The organism is Psychromonas sp. SR45-3 (genome assembly GCF_014163575.1).
Classification (GTDB): domain Bacteria; phylum Pseudomonadota; class Gammaproteobacteria; order Enterobacterales; family Psychromonadaceae; genus Psychromonas; species Psychromonas arctica.
This window is the reverse complement of record NZ_JACJDP010000015.1, coordinates 31,604-50,288: the sequence shown is the minus strand read 5'-3', so window position 1 is coordinate 50,288 and position 18,685 is coordinate 31,604. Positions and strand designations below refer to the sequence as shown.

Sequence of the window (18,685 nt, the reverse complement as noted above, 5' to 3'; positions counted from 1 at the left end):
GGTGTTGATTGGTGTGATAAATAAAACGAAAAAGTTTATGTTTCACTTAGTGGAATATAAACAGTTCTCAGTGTTTAAATTAACTATTCGTAGTTAAATTAGATACTGTAATCAAGCAAAATAAAAAGCACATTACATGCAAATGTAATGAGTACGTATCTACTTAGTTAGTTTACTAACTAATAGGTGCACGAAAAACGATTGTTTTTCATATGTAAATATGAGTCACAAGCGTCTTGGAAACAACATACGATATCTAACGTGTTTAGACACTGTTTAGGTGTTGTATGGTTAAGTGAATAAGCGTGCACGGTGGATGCCTAGGCAATTAGAGGCGATGAAGGACGTGGTAATCTGCGATAAGTCCAGGGGAGTTGATAACAAGCGTTATATCCTGGAATTTCCGAATGGGGCAACCCGGCACTTAGTGTCATCGTTATGTGAATACATAGCATAGCGAAGCAAACGAGGGGAACTGAAACATCTAAGTACCCTTAGGAAAAGAAATCAACCGAGATTCCGAAAGTAGCGGCGAGCGAAATCGGAACAGCCCTTAAGCTGTTTAAAAGTTAGTGGAAGGCTCTGGAAAGTGCCACGGTACAGGGTGATAGTCCCGTACACAAAAACTTCTTTATAGTGAAAACGAGTAAGACGGGACACGAGAAATCCTGTTTGAATATGGGGGGACCATCCTCCAAGGCTAAATACTCCTAATTGACCGATAGTGAACCAGTACCGTGAGGGAAAGGCGAAAAGAACCCCTGTGAGGGGAGTGAAATAGAACCTGAAACCGTGTACGTACAAGCAGTAGGAGCCGACTTAGTTCGGTGACTGCGTACCTTTTGTATAATGGGTCAACGACTTAATTTCAGTAGCAAGGTTAACCGTTTAGGGGAGCCGTAGGGAAACCGAGTCTTAACTGGGCGAATAGTTGCTGGGATTAGACCCGAAACTTGGTGATCTAGCCATGAGCAGGTTGAAGGTTGAGTAACATCAACTGGAGGACCGAACCCACTAATGTTGAAAAATTAGGGGATGACTTGTGGCTGGGGGTGAAAGGCCAATCAAACCAAGAGATAGCTGGTTCTCCTCGAAAGCTATTTAGGTAGCGCCTCATGTATCACTGTTGGGGGTAGAGCACTGTTAAGGCTAGGGGGTCATCCCGACTTACCAACCCTTTGCAAACTCCGAATACCAACAAGTGCAATCATGGGAGACACACGGCGGGTGCTAACGTCCGTCGTGGAAAGGGAAACAACCCAGACCGCCAGCTAAGGTCCCAAAGTATATGTTAAGTGGGAAACGATGTGGGAAGGCTTAGACAGCTAGGAAGTTGGCTTAGAAGCAGCCATCTTTTAAAGAAAGCGTAATAGCTCACTAGTCGAGTCGGCCTGCGCGGAAGATTTAACGGGGCTAAACATATCACCGAAGCTGCGGACGCATATTTATATGCGTGGTAGAGGAGCGTTCTGTAAGCCGTCGAAGGGAAAGGTGTAAACCATCCTGGAGGTATCAGAAGTGCGAATGTTGACATGAGTAACGATAAGGGGGGTGAAAAACCTCCCCGCCGGAAGACCAAGGGTTCCTGTCCAACGTTAATCGGGGCAGGGTGAGTCGACCCCTAAGGCGAGGCCGAAAGGCGTAGTCGATGGGAAACGGGTTAATATTCCCGTACCCTTTATTATTGCGATGGGAGGACGGAGAAGGCTAGGTGGGCCTGGCGATGGTTGTCCAGGTTCAAGTATGTAGGTGGGAGACTTAGGTAAATCCGGGTTTCTATTAACACTGAGATACGATGTCGAGGTACTAAGGTACTGAAGTCATTGATGCCATGCTTCCAGGAAAAGTCTCTAAGCTTCAGATAATAAAGGATCGTACCCCAAACCGACACAGGTGGTCAGGTAGAGAATACCAAGGCGCTTGAGAGAACTCGGGTAAAGGAACTAGGCAAAATGGTACCGTAACTTCGGGAGAAGGTACGCCTTCGACGGTGATGAGACTTGCTCTTTTAGCTGTTGGAGGCCGAAGATACCAGATGGCTGCAACTGTTTATTAAAAACACAGCACTCTGCTAAATCGTAAGATGACGTATAGGGTGTGACGCCTGCCCGGTGCCGGAAGGTTAATTGATGAGGTTAGACTTAGGTCGAAGCTTTTGATCGAAGCCCCGGTAAACGGCGGCCGTAACTATAACGGTCCTAAGGTAGCGAAATTCCTTGTCGGGTAAGTTCCGACCTGCACGAATGGCGTAATGATGGCCATGCTGTCTCTACCCGAGACTCAGTGAAGTTGAAATCGCAGTGAAGATGCTGTGTACCCGCGGCTAGACGGAAAGACCCCGTGAACCTTTACTATAGCTTAGCAGTGAACTTAGAGCCTACATGTGTAGGATAGGTGGGAGGCTTTGAAGCGTTGTCGCCAGATGACGTGGAGCCAATCTTGAAATACCACCCTTGTATGTTTTGAGTTCTAACCATGGCCCCTGAATCGGGGTTTGGGACACTGTTTGGTGGGTAGTTTGACTGGGGCGGTCTCCTCCTAAAGAGTAACGGAGGAGTACGAAGGTTGGCTAATCACGGTCGGACATCGTGAGGTTAGTACAATGGTATAAGCCAGCTTAACTGCGAGACAGACACGTCGAGCAGGTACGAAAGTAGGTCATAGTGATCCGGTGGTTCTGAATGGAAGGGCCATCGCTCAACGGATAAAAGGTACTCCGGGGATAACAGGCTGATACCGCCCAAGAGTTCATATCGACGGCGGTGTTTGGCACCTCGATGTCGGCTCATCACATCCTGGGGCTGAAGTCGGTCCCAAGGGTATGGCTGTTCGCCATTTAAAGTGGTACGCGAGCTGGGTTTAGAACGTCGTGAGACAGTTCGGTCCCTATCTGCCGTGGGCGTTTGAGAATTGAGAGGGGCTGCTCCTAGTACGAGAGGACCGGAGTGGACGAACCGCTGGTGTTCGGGTTGTATCGCCAGATGCATTGCCCGGTAGCTACGTTCGGAATCGATAACCGCTGAAAGCATCTAAGCGGGAAGCGAGCCTCAAGATGAGTTCTCACTGGAACTTTAAGTTCCCTAAAGGGCCGTTGGAGACTACAACGTTGATAGGCAAGGTGTGTAAGTGCAGTAATGTATTGAGCTAACTTGTACTAATTACCCGTGAGGCTTAACCATACAACACCTAAGTAGTGTTGTTTTGTGACCAAGACAAGTCAAAGAAGACGTTAAAATATACGCTTGTGAAAGCATATTTACATAATGTATTTACTTGAGAATGAACACTCGAATTAGAACATATCATTTAGCTTTTCTAATTAATTTTTATTGCTTGGCGACAATAGCGCTGTGGTACCACCTGATCCCATGCCGAACTCAGAAGTGAAACGCAGCTGCGCCGATGATAGTGTGGGGTCTCCCCATGCGAAAGTAGGTCATCGCCAAGCGCCTAATACGGAAAAACCCTGTAGACTCTGTCTACAGGGTTTTTTTCGTTTGGGGCTTTTGATGGTGATGTCCTGCTTGAGCTGAGGATAAATAAAGCGCCACGCAGTGGCCATCCTTTAGTGCGACAGTAGGGCGAATATCGCGATAGCGATGGGTCATGAGCAATCTCCACCCATCGCCAAGCGCCTAATTTAAAATAGCCCCACTGGTTAGTTCCGGTGGGGCTTTTTTAATTGCGTTGATTTATGAGCTACGTAGAAAGTAGGGCGAGTTTGCCTACAGGCAAGGTTGACGAGCGGAGGAGCTCTGCGACGACCATTCCATCGCCAAGCTGGCATAGTATTCAGAACAATCCCTGTTGACTTATGTCAGCAGGGATTTTTTCGTTTAGGACTTTTAGTGGTGATGTCCTGCTTGAGCAGGGATAAATAAAGCGCCACGCAGAGGCCATCCTTTAGTGCGATAGATAGGGGTGAATGATGCGGTCAGCATCGTCTTATGAGCGGACTAAGCTCTGTGTGCCCTAGTGATACCAATTCCGATAATTAAGTTTCCAGATTAGTCCAGTCTCTATAACATTGTGAGATGACTCTATTTTTGTCTTCACTAAAGCGATTCCAAGCATCTCAACATTTATTGACAATATCGTTATAATACCAATTCCGATAATTAAGTTTCCAGATTAGTCCAGTCTCTATAACATTGTGAGATGACTCTATTTTTGTCTTCACTGAAGCGATTCCAAGCATCACAACATTTATTGACAATATCGTTATAACCGTCAAAGCACCTGTTTGCGATTTCATTGTTTCGCATCCATTGCCAAACTTGCTCGATTGAATTTAACTCAGGGGAATAGGGAGGAAGGTGAATAATAGTTAGATTAGTAAACTCTTCCGCTAAATACGATTGATGCCAACTAGCTCGATCCATTATTACGACAGCATGTTTTCCCTTCGGGGTTGCATCTGAAATTAAGCGTAAATGCGCCTTCATCACTTCACTGTTACTGAAAGGCATCACCAATGCTTCGGTTTGACCTGTATTTATACAGACCGCGCCAAATAAATAAGCATACTCAAATTGCTGCTGTTGAACGGCCCTTGGTCTGGTCCCTTTTTCTGCCCATATTTTGGTCGTTGTATTGCGTTGACCAAATCTAGCTTCGTCTTGAAACCAAATATAGACATCTTTTAAGTGAATATGCCCAGGGATCTTAAGGATCGTATTTATTTGGAATTTTTTTAAAAGAGACTTGTGCTTCTTCTGATTGCTTTGGGTGTTTAGAGCGTGTCGTTATCCAGTTTAGGTTTAATTTGTGTAGTAAATGATAAATGTTGGTTTTTTGATAGGTAACCCCAAACGTTGTTTGAATATATTCTTGTATATCCTTTCCCTGTAAACGGCCACCTTCTGATTTTATCGCATTATCGATAACATATTGCTTTATGTTAGCAAGTTGCTCTGGCGTGAGTCGATGAGACCTCCCACTGCAAGGCTTTACTTCCAAACCTGTTAACCCAGAATGAAGGTATGCTTTAATCCAATTGTTGACACTTCTACGGCTTACCTTTAAAAAAGCCGCAATATCAGCTCTACTTTTCCCTTCTAAGAAATGCGAGACTGCGAGTAATTTTAATCGTTGTCTCGCATTGGTTGTCGCATTAATTAATTCAGTAAAATTGTGACCCATACTAGCTCCTTTGTAAGTATCTTAATTAGATCACATATTTATCGGAAATGGTATCAGCATGGATTTTTTCGTTTAGGGCTTTTGGTAGTGGCTATCCTTTAGTGCGACAGATAGGGTGGAATGATGCGGTCAGCATCGTCTTATTAGCGGGCTAAGCTCTGTGTGCCCTGGTGATATCGCTACAGAGATGGGTCATGAGCAATGTCCACCCATTGCCAAGGTTGCATAGTATTCAGAACAATCCCTGTTGACTTATGTCTGCAGGGTTTTTTCGTTTAGGGCTTTTGGTGGTGATGTCCTGGAGCAGGGGATAAATAAAGTGCCACGCAGTGGCCATCTTTCAGTACGAAAGATAGGGGTGAATTATACGAGAGTATTGGGTCGTGAGCAAAGGAACACTTCGGGTTATGGTGGTATCGCGGCAGCTATGGATTATGAGCAATGTTGATCCTTCATAAGCCACATAGTATCAGAATAATCCTTATTAACTTACTCACTGTTTTTTGTTTTAGACTTTTGGTGGCAATGAATTTTTGACCTCGATATAAACAGTAGTAGCCATCTAGTGACCATTTTTAGTACTTAGTTGATGATGAAATTCTTTTATAGAGGATAAAAATCGCACCTATTTGCATTGCATTCATATTATTAATGCCAAGTCTTTATATAACCCACCATCTAACTATTACTAAAAATTTTTGTTTTTAGTAATAGTCTTTTGGCGTATCTGCATAGTTTCACAAACGCCTGTACGCGCTAATTTTTATAGAACTGATTAGCAGATATTCAAGCACTGTGTAAAGCTCGAATTAAGTCGACAGATGTTCATTTCGTTCATGGCTTTAATAGTTATCATTTATTTTGCATGGCATCACGAATTATATATTGATTTACCCGATTGCTATGCACAGCACAGAAGGTGTTTTTTGGGCTATATACCCTATAAGAGGAAGGGATATTTTTGTTTTTTACGCGATCATTTTTTGTGCAAACATCATACTGTTTGTGTGTTTTTTGATCATAAATACAGTGCTTAGGATGCTGATATTGGAATTTTAAATTATGTAATTAAATTACACTGTATAATTATTAGCATTAATAAAGAGATCTACGTCACTCTAGTTAATTGTAATTGCATTTTAAATACGATTTTACGAGACATAGGTCTCGTTTGTGGTATTTTGCGCATCATGACAAATGTGATTTAAATCACTAAATTCAGCTCATTGACACCTTTATATTTGATTTGTAGCAATAGTACATCTTATTAAAGTGACTCATGTATCAAAAGTAGTCATTTTGGTTTCTTTTTAGTGATCATCTTCACATGAAATGAGGCTATGTTTTATATTTTTGTGAATGTGCTAAATTAATTGTATCAAACGGAATATAACGGTTTTTAATTAACTGTTACTTAACATTACTTATAATAAAATTGAACGGGGAAATGACATGATATCATCCGAGAGTAAAATCAGAGTACAAAACTTTGGTAGGTTCCTATCAAACATGGTTATGCCAAATATTGGGGCATTTATTGCCTGGGGTTTTATTACAGCACTATTTATCCCAACGGGTTGGTTCCCTAATGAAGGTCTAGCTGCTTTAGTTGGCCCAATGATTAAATTTCTGCTTCCTTTATTAATCGGTTACACCGGTGGTAAATTAGTTGGTGGTGATCGTGGTGCTGTAGTTGGTGCGATTACTACAATGGGTGTTATCGTAGGTACTGAAATTCCAATGTTCCTCGGTGCAATGATTGTTGGTCCTTTAGGTGGCTGGGCAATCAGTAAATTTGATAAAGCTGTTCATGGTAAAATTAAGAGCGGTTTTGAAATGTTAGTGAATAACTTCTCATCTGGTATTATCGGGATGATATTAGCTATTATTTCTTACTACTTAATCGGTCCAGCTGTTTTCGTTCTTTCTGAAGGTCTTGCTGCCGGTGTAAACTTCTTGGTTCAAGCAGGTTTATTACCTCTTACTTCTATTTTTGTTGAACCAGCTAAAATATTATTCTTAAATAATGCAATCAACCACGGTATCTTCTCGCCATTAGGTATTCAACAATCTACTGAATTAGGTCAATCTATTTTCTTCTTAATTGAAGCAAACCCTGGTCCTGGTTTAGGTTTATTACTTGCATACATGGTATTTGGTAAAGGTACTGCTAAACAAACTGCTAGTGGTGCTTCAATAATCCACTTCTTTGGTGGTATCCATGAAATTTACTTCCCATATGTGTTAATGAACCCTCGTTTAATCCTTGCTGTTATTGCAGGTGGTATGACTGGTGTATTCACGTTAACATTATTTAATGCTGGTCTTCTTTCTCCTGCATCACCTGGTTCTATCTTCGCTGTATTATTGCTAACACCTAAAGCGTCATTAATTGGTGTTATCTTATCTGTTGTTTTATCTGCTTCTGTATCTTTCCTTGTTGCTTCTTTATTAATGAAAACGCAAAAAGATTTAGGTGAAGATGAAGGCGATAAACTAGCTGAAGCTTCTAACCAAATGAAAAATCTTAAAAATGCACCTGCAGCAGCGGCTCAAGGTAGTGCAAATGTAGATATGGCTAACGTGAATAAAATCATTGTTGCTTGTGATGCTGGTATGGGTTCTAGTGCAATGGGTGCAAGTTTATTAGCCAAAAAAGTTAAATCTGCGGGATTAAATATTAGTGTTACTAACTGTGCAATTAACAACCTTCCTGGTGATGTTGATATTGTTATTACGCATAAAGATTTAACGCCTCGTGCAATTAAGCATGCAGCTCAAGCTAAGCATTTATCTCTAACTAACTTCTTAGACAGTACTCTTTATGATGGATTAGTAGCTGAAATAATCGCAGCATCAGGAACGCCTGCACCAAGCAGTCAACCTGCTGCAGTTGTTGAAGAACCTACTGCAAAACCTGTATTTGAATTAACTGAAAAGAATATTTATTTAGGTTTGAAAGCTGAAAACAAACAACAAGCAATACAATTTGCAGGTGAGCAACTTGTAAAATTAGGTTATGCAGAACCAGCTTACATTGAAGGTATGTTTGAGCGTGAAAAACTAGTTACAACGTATCTTGGTGAATCAATTGCAGTACCACACGGTACGATTGAAGCAAAAGAAAGTGTTATTAAAACGGGTATTGTCGTATGTCAATATTCAGACGGTATACTGTTTGGTGATGAAGCAGATGATATCGCTAAACTAGTTATTGGTATTGCTGCTAAGAATGATGAACATATTAGCGTAATCACAACTATAACTAATGCTCTTGATGACCCAGAAGCTATCGAAACATTGATCAATAGTAAAGATGTTCAAAAAGTATTAAGTATATTAAGTTAGTCAAATCAGACTTAATTAAAACGCTGGTTTTTACCAGCGTTTTTCGTTTTAGATTACTTTCATAAGGAAAAAACAATGAAATCAATTCATTTTGGCGCGGGTAATATTGGCCGTGGCTTTATTGGTAAATTATTAGCAGATGCTGGCATAAAAGTTACTTTTGCTGATGTCGATGAAAAAGTTATTAATTTGCTAAATACACTGAATACTTACAATGTAAAAGTAGTTGGTGCAGAATGTAAAACAGAAGTTGTTTCTGGTGTTAATGCAATTAATTCAACAAGCGAAGAGTTAGTTGCTCTTATCAGTGAAACAGATTTAATCACTACAGCCGTTGGCCCTAATGTATTAGTTATTATCGCTAACAAAATTGCACAAGGCTTAGCATTACGTTTTGATGCAAAAAACGAGCAATTCCTTAATATCATCGCATGTGAAAATATGATCCGAGGTACGACTTTCCTTAAAACAGAAGTGTATAAACATTTAGATGAAAAATACCATGAGCAAGCAGAGCGCCTAGTTGGCTTTGTTGATTCTGCCGTAGACCGTATTGTACCTCCGTCTGAATCTGATGATCCTCTTGAAGTGACTGTGGAAAGCTTCAGTGAGTGGATTGTTGATGAGCAACAATTTAGAGGTGAAATACCTGTTATTGAAGGCATGCAGAAAACTGATAACTTAATGGCTTTCATCGAACGTAAACTATTTACCCTAAATACGGGTCATATCATGACTGCTTATTTAGGTGCATTAGCAGGTCATGAAACAGTTAAAGATGCTATTGATGATGATGCTATTTGTTCTCAGGTAAAACAAGCAATGCAAGAAAGTGGTGAAGTATTGATTAACCGTTATGGTTTTGAGCGTGATGCACACAATGCTTACATTGAGAAAATTATCGGTCGCTTTGCAAACCCTTATCTACATGATGAAATTGACCGTGTAGGCCGTCAACCTATCCGTAAGTTAGGTGAGAATGACCGTTTAGTTAAACCTCTATTAGGCACTATTGAATACGCTACTGCTAATGATATGTTATTAAAAGGTATTGCTGCTGCATTTAAATATAAAAATAGCGACGACCCACAAGCAATTGAATTACAATCATCATTAGAAGAGATTGGCTTTATTGCAACACTGTCTAAATACACTGGTTTACCAGCAGACGGTAATGAAGCGATCAAAATAGAACAGCTATACCTAGCGATGGCTTAAAAAAAATAGTTGTACGAGAGCTATCTCGTACAACCTAACCTAGCTGAGCTTATGTCAAAACAACTGCAAGAAACTGAAATACTAGAATGTCTAAATACGAGCCTGACAGCTCGTGGTTTTTTTATCTCTACTGTGGATATATTTGAACAACTTATTCAAGGATTAATTGAACGTATTTTTCTGAAAAATGATTTTGCTGTTCAATCTGTTGTAGGACCACTACTACATAATTCAGGGCCTTTAGGTGAGTTGTCTGTTCGTTTAAAGCTATTATTTGGATTAGGGGTGATACCTCATGCTATTTATCAAGATATAGAAAGCATTATAAAATTAAAAAATTTACTCAGTAACGATAGTGCCGAATACCACTTTACTGATCAGTTAATTGCTAATGAGATTAAATCTCTCCATTTAGCTAAAAATATGAATATGAGTATTTTTGAATTAGTGGCTATCGCGCAAGATGATATCGATTTAACTTTTTATAAAATGCAACTAGATAGACAGCAACAAGTGATCAAATCATCTTTAGCGCTTGAAATTATTTCTCTCTGCGAAACGTTAAATAAAGAAAGTCCTTTTTAATACTTTAATCATAAAAGGGTCGTTATACGACTTTAAACTCGCGAAAAATAGATAATTGTTGATTAAATACTATTAGCATTGGCTAGTTTATGAAATAAAAAAGGCTCTGATACCGATAGGTATCAGAGCCTTTTTATTTATATATAATGAATGCTTACTTTATAATATATAACGAGTTAAATCTTCATCTTGAACGACTTCATCTAGCATACTAGCAACATAGGCTTCATCAATAGTAATAGATTCACCTGAACGTTCAGTGGCTTCATAAGATAGCTCATCCATAATGTGTTCCATCATGGTATGTAAGCGTCGTGCTCCGATGTTTTCAGTCGTTTCATTAACATGCCATGCTGACTTCGCTATTTTATTGATACCGCATTGAGTGAAAGTAATAGTCACTCCTTCAGTCGCCAATAAAGCTTGATATTGTTCGCTTAAAGACGCTTTCGGTTCAGTTAAAATACGTGCTAAATCTTCTTCACGTAAAGCTTCTAATTCAACACGAATAGGTAAACGCCCCTGTAATTCAGGAATTAAATCAGACGGTTTTGCTACTTGGAAAGCACCTGAAGCGATAAATAGCATATGGTCTGTTTTCACCATGCCATGTTTAGTTTGTACTGTTGAGCCTTCAATTAAAGGAAGCAGATCACGCTGTACGCCTTCGCGTGAAACATCAGGACCAGATGACTCACCACGTTTACATATTTTATCAATTTCATCTATAAAGATGATGCCATTGTTTTCTGCAGCGAAAATTGCTTTTTCTTTTAAGTCTTCTTGGTTAATCAGTTTTGACGCTTCGTTTTCTACTAATGCTTTTAATGCGTCCTTAATTTTCATTTTACGTTTTTTAGACTCGCTCTTATTACCTAGGTTTTGGAACATGCCTTGCAGTTGATTTGTCATCTCCTCCATACCAGGAGGAGCCATTATTTCTACACCAAATTGTGGTGCAGGCACATCAATCTCAACTTCTTTATCATCCAGTTTACCTTCACGTAATTTTTTACGGAAAGATTGTCTAGCAGGACCTTCTTCAATTACATCTGATTTATTTACATCCCATTCTGTTGCTGTTTTAGCAGGTGGAATAAGAATATCTAAAATACGTTCTTCAGCTAAATCTTCTGCTTTTGCGGTTACTTTTGCTAATTCTTGTTCTTTGGTTATTTTAATTGCAGCTTCAACTAAATCTTTAACAATACTTTCAACTTCTTTACCGACATAACCTACTTCAGTAAACTTGGTTGCTTCAACTTTAATGAAAGGTGCATTCGCTAATTTTGCTAAACGGCGTGCAATCTCAGTTTTACCGACACCTGTAGGACCGATCATTAAAATATTTTTAGGGGTTACTTCTTGGCGAATATCTTCATTTAATTGCATTCGACGCCAACGATTACGTAATGCGATAGCAACAGCACGTTTAGCTTTGCTTTGGCCAATGATGTGGCGATCTAATTCATGTGCTATTTGTTGTGGAGTCATATTATTAGTCATGTGTATTCCTATTTTTTTGTTGCTTCTTCAGCATCAATGTCGATACATTCAATCGTTTGGTTAGTGTTAGTAAATACACATATATTGCCTGCAATAGTTAAGGCTTTTTCAACTATTTCTTGTGCGGATAAGTCAGTATTCTCTAATAAAGCCATTGCTGCAGATTGTGCAAAATTACCACCTGAACCAATTGCAATTAAGTCATTTTCAGGTCTAACTACATCACCATTACCAGTAATAATGTATGAATGCTTTTTATCGGCAACCGCTAATAAAGCTTCTAGTTTTCTTAACATGCGGTCCGTACGCCAATCTTTGGCTAATTCCACTGCGGCACGCTCAAGGTTACCTTGATGGGCTTGTAGCTTGGCTTCAAAACGTTCTAAAAGAGTAAAAGCATCCGCCGTACCGCCAGCAAAACCTGCAATGACTTGATCATTGTATAAACGGTGTACTTTGCGTGCATTGCCTTTCATTACGGTGTTGCCGAGTGATACCTGACCATCACCACCGATAACCACTTGATTACCGCGTCGTACAGAAACAATAGTCGTCATATTGAACCCTTTTGTTGTTTATTAACTAAATGAATGGCCAAATATATTGGCTGATAAATATAAAATGGGGTGGTTTTTATTGAATTCAAGGGGAAATAGATAAAGAAAAGGAGAACCTAAGTTCTCCTATTAAATGATTAACGCCAGAACCATATCAGACAGCCGTTGATTTTGGCTCGTTGTAGTTTATGACGTTGTTTTTCAGCTAAACGCTTACGTTCGTAAGGACCTAATATCACACGATACCAATTACCCGTTTTTTTAACTTGGCTTTCTAATCCTTGGAAGGCTATTTTAGCTTTTAAAGATTCTGCATCCCCTTGTTGTCTAAACGAACCACACTGCATTTGATAAGGTTGAGTTGATTTTTGTTGTTCAGGGATCTCTACTTTAACCTCTTTGGTTTTTAATATATCAACGTAATCCCACTGCGGTTGAGGTTTTTCAGGCAGAACTTCTTCATTTTTGACCGTTGCTTTTTTAGGTTTTACTTGAGCAGTCGGTTTATCGACAGCAAAAACAAAATAGCCAATAAAAGCGATTAACACGAGCGCAAAAAAACAAGCAATATATGGAAACCCTTGTTGATTAGGTTTACGTTTATTACTTCTTTTTTTCGCCCCGCGTTTAGCGGGTTTTCTTCGTGTTACCTTGGCCATTATTACATACGTTCCAATGTGTTAATGCCTAACAGCGCTAAACCTTGTTGTAGCGTTTTAGCCGTTAAACCAGCCAGTTTTAAACGGCTTTGTTTTTGTGTTTCATTTTCAGCAATTAATATTGGGCAAGCTTCGTAAAAGCTTGAGAATAAACCGGCTAACTCAAACAGGTAAGCACATAAGAAGTGTGGCATGCCTTGCTGACCCACTTGATCAATAATTTCATTAAACTGCATCAGCTTATTAGCTAAGTCGATCTCTTTTTCTTCAGTAAAAGAAACGTCTGCAGTAATGCTATTTAATTCGATCCCAGCTTTATTAAAAATACTTGCAACACGAGTGTAAGCATATAATAAATAAGGAGCAGTATTGCCTTCAAAACTTAACATGCTGTCAAAGCTAAAGGTATAATCACTGGTACGATTTTTTGATAAATCCGCATATTTCACAGAAGATATACCAACAACTGATGCGATATGGCGTAATTCATCTTCTGCCATATCTTGATTCTTTTCTTTTACTAATTGATAAGCTCGTTGTTCTGCTTCTGTTAGTAAATCAGCTAATTTAGGCGTTGAACCTGCACGTGTTTTAAAGGGTTTGCCATCTTCACCCATTACAGTACCAAATGGCATATGTTCAAGTGTCGTGCCTGCTTTAACAAAATCTGCTAAGCGTGCCACTTCAAATACTTGTTGGAAATGTAATCCTTGGCGTGCATCTACAAAGTATAAAACGCGATCGGCATTTAATACTGATTGACGGTAACGAATCGCTGCTAAATCAGAAGTAGCATATAAAAATCCGCCATCTTTTTTCTTAATAATAACTGGAAGTGGTTCACCTTCTTTATTTTTGAAGTCATCTAAGAAAACACATTTAGCACCTTGGCTTTCTTGTAATAGGCCTTTTTTTTCTAAGTCACTTACTACAACGCTTAGGTCTTTATCGTAAGCACTTTCACCGTGGACATCATCTAACGTTAAGCTGACACCTAAACGGTCATATGCTTCTTGGCAATGTGCAATACTAATATCTTTAAATTCTTTCCATAATGCTAAGCATTCGCTATCGCCACTTTGTAATGCAACCACTAAATCACGAGCACGGTTAGCAAAGTCTTCTGATTCATCAAAACGGCCTTTTGCTGCACGATAGAATACTTCTAGGTTAGCAAGGTTTTTATTAATTTCTTCGCCTCTTGCACGTAACTCTTCCATATATGCTAATAGCATACCGAATTGAGTTCCCCAATCACCAACATGGTTTTGACGGACAACATTGTGTCCTTGAAACTCTAGTGTACGGGTTACTGAGTCACCGATAATTGTTGAACGTAAATGACCTACGTGCATTTCTTTGGCAAGGTTAGGTGATGAGTAGTCGATAACTACCGTTTGCGGTGTCTTCGTTAATTCAACATTTAAACGCTCATTAGCAAAAGCACTATCGATTTGTTTTTCGATGTAATGTGGGTTGATGAAAAAGTTAATAAAACCAGGCCCTGCAATTTCTGTTTTAATCACTAATTCTGAAGCCGGTAAGTTTTTCACAATTAGCTCGGCAAGTGCGCGCGGGTTCTGTTTTGCTGGTTTTGCTAGCATTAATGCTAAGTTATTAGCAAAGTCGCCATGTGATTTGTCTTTGGTGCGATCAATGGTTATACGGGGTTGAACATCGGCAGGTAAAATTTGTTGTGTCTGTAAAGAAGCAACTGCTTGTTCAAGTAGGGTTTGGATTAATGCTTTCATGGGTAACTCACCAATTGATTCGACAAATAAAGTAGTCAGATTCTACCGTTTATCGTTGGTGAAGACTAGCGAGGAAGTTAATAACAAGCCTTAAAAGTCCAATATGAGGAAGACTTTTAATATTAGCGGCAGATGAAGCTATAAGTACTCAAATTCATGACTGGCGATGACAACTTGATACAACATTTCTTCCTCTTTACTGGTTAATTGTCCGATAGCTGTTTCTGCTTCTAAAGTTGGGCTGTTATTAGCAACCGCTTTCATTGCTTCAATTAATTGCATATCTAATTGAATTGCTAAGGTCACTATGTCTTCTAGCTCTAAATCTGTTTTCAGTTCAAGGTCTTTACAGCGTTGTGGAAAGCTTTGGTCGAAGAAGTTATCTAGCAGGGTGTCTAATAAACTAACGGGAGCGAGTTTAATATATTGATGTAAATTTAAGTGAGAGATCTGCTCTCTGTTTTTCATGTATTCTAACAATAATTTCGTTTTTCGATCGCAGGCTTCTACACCCAATCGCTGATAAAGATCGGCTAAGGCTTTATGGCAGTCTTCAATATAAACTAAAAAGTCTTTGATTAGTTTAGAACGCATAATTCACTCCCTGTATTATGTGCTTAGCGTAACTATTAAAAATAGGCACTAAACCAGTGTAATTAGTTTTTATTTTTTAGCATGTTATAAAGATCAAAACTGCTTGTTTATTGAATCATAATCACAGTTTTGATCTTGCTTCAGCTTTTTTGATTACATTTAGATAAAAGCACCAACGTCGATAAGCGTTATACTCGCGCTACATAGTAAAATCGAGACATTCATGCCCGTTATCAAGCAAGACGCATTATTTAGCCAAAAATTTGGATACTAGCGTTGATTATATGACCTCTAAACGAGCATAGGTTGTCATCAACCATTTACTACCCACACCCATAAAGTGGACTTGTAAACGACTATTTTCACCACTACCTTCCTGCGCTGTAATCGTCCCTTCTCCAAACTTGGGGTGCATCACTTGTTGTCCTAGTTTGAATCCCTGAATATCTTGAGTAATGGCTAGCTTGGGCTTCTGTATAACCGGTTGCGCTCTACGAACTTGAGTTTTTAAACGAATATATTCGATATTTTCTTCTGGAAGCTCACTAATAAAACGCGACGGTGCATGAAATTTTTCTTGTCCATACAAACGGCGGCTTTCTGCATGACAAAGTGTTAATTTCGTCATTGCTCGTGTTAAGCCTACATAACATAAGCGGCGTTCTTCGGCCATTCGTGTTTCATCGGTAGCTGATTGCTGCCCAGGGAACATGCCTTCTTCTACTCCAACAATAAATACCTGCGGAAACTCTAACCCTTTAGCTGCATGCATAGTCATTAATTGCACTGCATCTTCAAACTCATCGGCTTGATTATCACCTGATTCTAAAGCTGCGTAAGCTAAAAAGGCAGTCAACTCTTCCATCTCTTGCTCTTCTTCTGGAATAACAAATCCTTTAGTCGCTGAGACTAATTCTTGTAAATTCTCGATTCGGCTACGGGATTTCTCTCCTTTTTCAGCTTCATACATCGCCTCTAAACCTGAGTGTTTATTGATGTGATCCACCATTTGGAATAAAGGTAATTCTGAGGTTTCATTTTTAAAGCGGTTAATTAAAGTTAAGAAACCACTTAATGACGCCTTAGCAGCAGGACTTAATTGTTTGTTTTCAATTAAGTATTGGCTAGCTTGCCATAGCGTATAACCTTGCTCACGGGCACAAATTCTTATTTTATCTAAGCTAGTATTACCTATTTTTCGTTTAGGCTTATTAACAATTCGTTCGAATGCTGCGTCGTCTTGATGGTTATTCATTAATCGTAAATAGGCGATGCTGTCTTTAATTTCCAAGCGGTCGAAGAAACGTTGCCCGCCATAGATATGGTAAGGAATTTGCTGTGCCATTAATTGTTCTTCAAATAAACGCGATTGAGCATTGCTGCGGTATAAAATGGCACATTCGCTGAGTTTGTTACCTGCCTTTTCCCATGTTTGCAACTGGCTGGTGACATAACGCACTTCATCATAATCATTGAAGGCACTATAGATGGATATTGGCTCGCCATCATCCCCGTCAGTCCACAGAACTTTTCCTAAACGATCGCTGTTATTTTGAATTAATTGATTTGAGGCTTTTAGGATATTGCCTGTAGAGCGATAATTTTGCTCTAAACGAATAGTAACGGGTGACGTTTTCTCTTTTAAAAAACGTTGAATATTTTCAATATCTGCGCCACGCCAACCGTAGATGGACTGATCATCATCACCAACAATGGTTAGGTAATTATTGTTATCAGTTAATAGTGTTAACCAAGCGTATTGTAATTTGTTCGTATCTTGAAACTCGTCAACTAAAACATGTTGAAAACGCTGTTGATAATGAAGCAATAGTGCGGCGTTATTTAATAATAACTCATGCGCTCGCAATAATAATTCTGCAAAGTCCACTAATCCAGCTAATTGGCAAGCGGCTTCATAGGCTTGATAGACTTGCAAGCGATGCTTATCTTGTACGCCAAAACCTGGGTCGATATGTTTAGCACGTAACCCTTCGTCTTTTTTATCGTTGATATACCACTGCAGCTCTTTTGCAGGGTAATACTTCTCATCTAACCCTAAGCTTTTGATTATGCGCTTAACCATCTTTTGTTGGTCATCACTATCAATAATTTGGAACTGCTCGGGTAAGTTTGCTTCTTGATGATGCAAGCGCAATAAACGATGGGCAATACCGTGGAAAGTACCAATCCACATACTGCCAATTTGCTGTGGGCAAATGTCAGCAATACGTCCACGCATCTCTTTTGCTGCTTTGTTAGTAAAGGTAACCGCTAAAATACCGTAGGTAGGTATTTGATTAACTTGCATAAGCCATGCGATTCTATGGGTTAAAACACGTGTTTTACCACTGCCGGCGCCGGCTAACACCAGCATATTTTGTTCTGGTGCTGATACGGCAGCGCGTTGATGATCATTTAAATCATCGATAAGGTAAGATACGTCCATAAAAATGCCTGTTTATTTATTCAGTAGAAAGGAACTATACCGAAACATCGCATAAATGTGAATATTCTATGTTTTAGTATATGCCAAAGAACCTCTGCTGAAATACCGTGGTAATGATTATTGATAGTCGCTGAGCTATTAACCTGAACGATAAATAGCGGGCTATAAAATAGTTAATAAGTCTTGTAGGTCGGTCATTTCCAAAGTCGGTAGTAACTTGGCACGATCAAGTTTTGTATGGTTAGGGTTAAACCAAACTGCTTGTGCTTTATTATTTTGTGCCCCATATACGTCTGAGATCAAGTGATCACCCACGTGTAATATGTCCTCTACCTTGATATCTAACTTTGATGCTGCTTGTTGAAACATATCTAAATGTGGTTTGCTGCGTAATCCATTGCCCGCTTTTATTACAAATTTAAATTTATCATGGAGACCGATCTGTTCCACATTCACGTTACCATTGGTTAATGCGATGACAGGGTAATGCAATGCGAGTTGTTGTAATAATTTAATACTTTTTTCGGGCACCGTGAAATCACTGCGTAATTGCAGAAATACCTGTAATGCACTATCGGCATACTTAATAGCATTAACCATTGCAATACCATAAACCACCATGATGCGTTGAATTATTTCTTTACGCCATAGCGATACATCATGTTGTAATGCCGGATTTTCTTTTACCAGTAAATCTCTATATAACCCCCATTTACGGGCATCTAACTCTGCTAATTGCTGATAGGTTGTACGCAAATAGACAAGGAAGTCTGCTTCCGCCTTTATGATGATCGGATGGTTGTCATATAAGGTGTCATCCAAATCAAAGCTAATTGCTTTGAAAGGGCGAAGGGGTCTATAAAATTTCATTTTTATCCC

General features: G+C 39.4%; 11 protein-coding genes and 2 rRNA genes. 5 read left to right on the top strand and 8 right to left on the bottom strand.

The features are described from left to right. Window positions 1-289: 289 nt before the first annotated feature. Window positions 290-3,179 (top strand): 23S ribosomal RNA (locus tag H5084_RS10075). A 153-nt stretch (window positions 3,180-3,332) separates the two neighbouring features. After that, window positions 3,333-3,448, top strand: a 5S ribosomal RNA gene (rrf, locus tag H5084_RS10070). A 670-nt stretch (window positions 3,449-4,118) separates the two neighbouring features. Here rrf and H5084_RS10065 read toward each other — a convergent pair. After that, window positions 4,119-5,142, bottom strand: a protein-coding gene (locus tag H5084_RS10065; RefSeq protein ID WP_409077635.1) for an IS630 family transposase whose coding sequence is annotated in 2 segments (ribosomal slippage) — window positions 4,119-4,689 and window positions 4,688-5,142 — 1,026 coding nt in all. Because the reading frame shifts where the segments join, the coding sequence is not laid out codon by codon here. Window positions 5,143-6,594: 1,452 nt separating this feature from the next. Here H5084_RS10065 and H5084_RS10060 point away from each other — a divergent pair. From H5084_RS10060 to H5084_RS10050, 3 genes are all read left to right on the top strand, one after another. After that, a complete protein-coding gene (locus tag H5084_RS10060; RefSeq protein ID WP_028869431.1) occupies window positions 6,595-8,490 on the top strand; it encodes a PTS mannitol transporter subunit IICBA in 1,896 nt (631 codons plus the stop codon). 75 nt (window positions 8,491-8,565) lie between these two features. After that, the gene (locus H5084_RS10055) at window positions 8,566-9,708 is read left to right on the top strand and encodes a mannitol-1-phosphate 5-dehydrogenase (protein WP_182690363.1); all 1,143 of its coding nucleotides are present in this window, start codon (window positions 8,566-8,568) and stop codon (window positions 9,706-9,708) included. Window positions 9,709-9,759: 51 nt separating this feature from the next. Next, window positions 9,760-10,293: an MltR family transcriptional regulator gene (locus H5084_RS10050; RefSeq protein ID WP_028869433.1), complete on the top strand. Its 534-nt coding sequence runs from the start codon at window positions 9,760-9,762 to the stop codon at window positions 10,291-10,293. Between the two features lie 159 nt (window positions 10,294-10,452). Here the strand turns inward: H5084_RS10050 and hslU are convergent, their stop codons facing one another. The 7 genes from hslU to H5084_RS10015 all read right to left on the bottom strand — a co-directional run bounded on the left by hslU (window position 10,453) and on the right by H5084_RS10015 (window position 18,676). Continuing rightward, entirely contained in the window at window positions 10,453-11,799 is a 1,347-nt protein-coding gene (gene hslU / locus H5084_RS10045; protein WP_037071892.1) for an ATP-dependent protease ATPase subunit HslU, read from the bottom strand. An 8-nt stretch (window positions 11,800-11,807) separates the two neighbouring features. Then, on the bottom strand, window positions 11,808-12,356 hold the full coding sequence (gene hslV / locus H5084_RS10040) for an ATP-dependent protease subunit HslV (protein ID WP_028869435.1): 549 nt from the start codon (window positions 12,354-12,356) through the stop codon (window positions 11,808-11,810). 137 nt (window positions 12,357-12,493) lie between these two features. After that, window positions 12,494-13,015, bottom strand: a complete 522-nt coding sequence (locus H5084_RS10035) for an SPOR domain-containing protein (protein ID WP_182690362.1) — start codon at window positions 13,013-13,015, stop codon at window positions 12,494-12,496. Window positions 13,016-13,017: 2 nt separating this feature from the next. Continuing rightward, window positions 13,018-14,766, bottom strand: a complete 1,749-nt coding sequence (gene argS / locus H5084_RS10030) for an arginine--tRNA ligase (RefSeq protein ID WP_182690361.1) — start codon at window positions 14,764-14,766, stop codon at window positions 13,018-13,020. Between the two features lie 138 nt (window positions 14,767-14,904). After that, window positions 14,905-15,360: a hypothetical protein gene (locus tag H5084_RS10025; RefSeq protein WP_028869438.1), complete on the bottom strand. Its 456-nt coding sequence runs from the start codon at window positions 15,358-15,360 to the stop codon at window positions 14,905-14,907. A gap of 280 nt (window positions 15,361-15,640) precedes the next feature. Then, window positions 15,641-17,806 carry a DNA helicase II gene (gene uvrD, locus H5084_RS10020; RefSeq protein WP_182690360.1) on the bottom strand — a complete coding sequence of 722 codons (2,166 nt, stop codon included), beginning with the start codon at window positions 17,804-17,806 and terminating at the stop codon, window positions 15,641-15,643. 162 nt (window positions 17,807-17,968) lie between these two features. After that, window positions 17,969-18,676 carry an HAD-IA family hydrolase gene (locus H5084_RS10015; protein ID WP_182690359.1) on the bottom strand — a complete coding sequence of 236 codons (708 nt, stop codon included), beginning with the start codon at window positions 18,674-18,676 and terminating at the stop codon, window positions 17,969-17,971. Window positions 18,677-18,685: the final 9 nt, after the last annotated feature.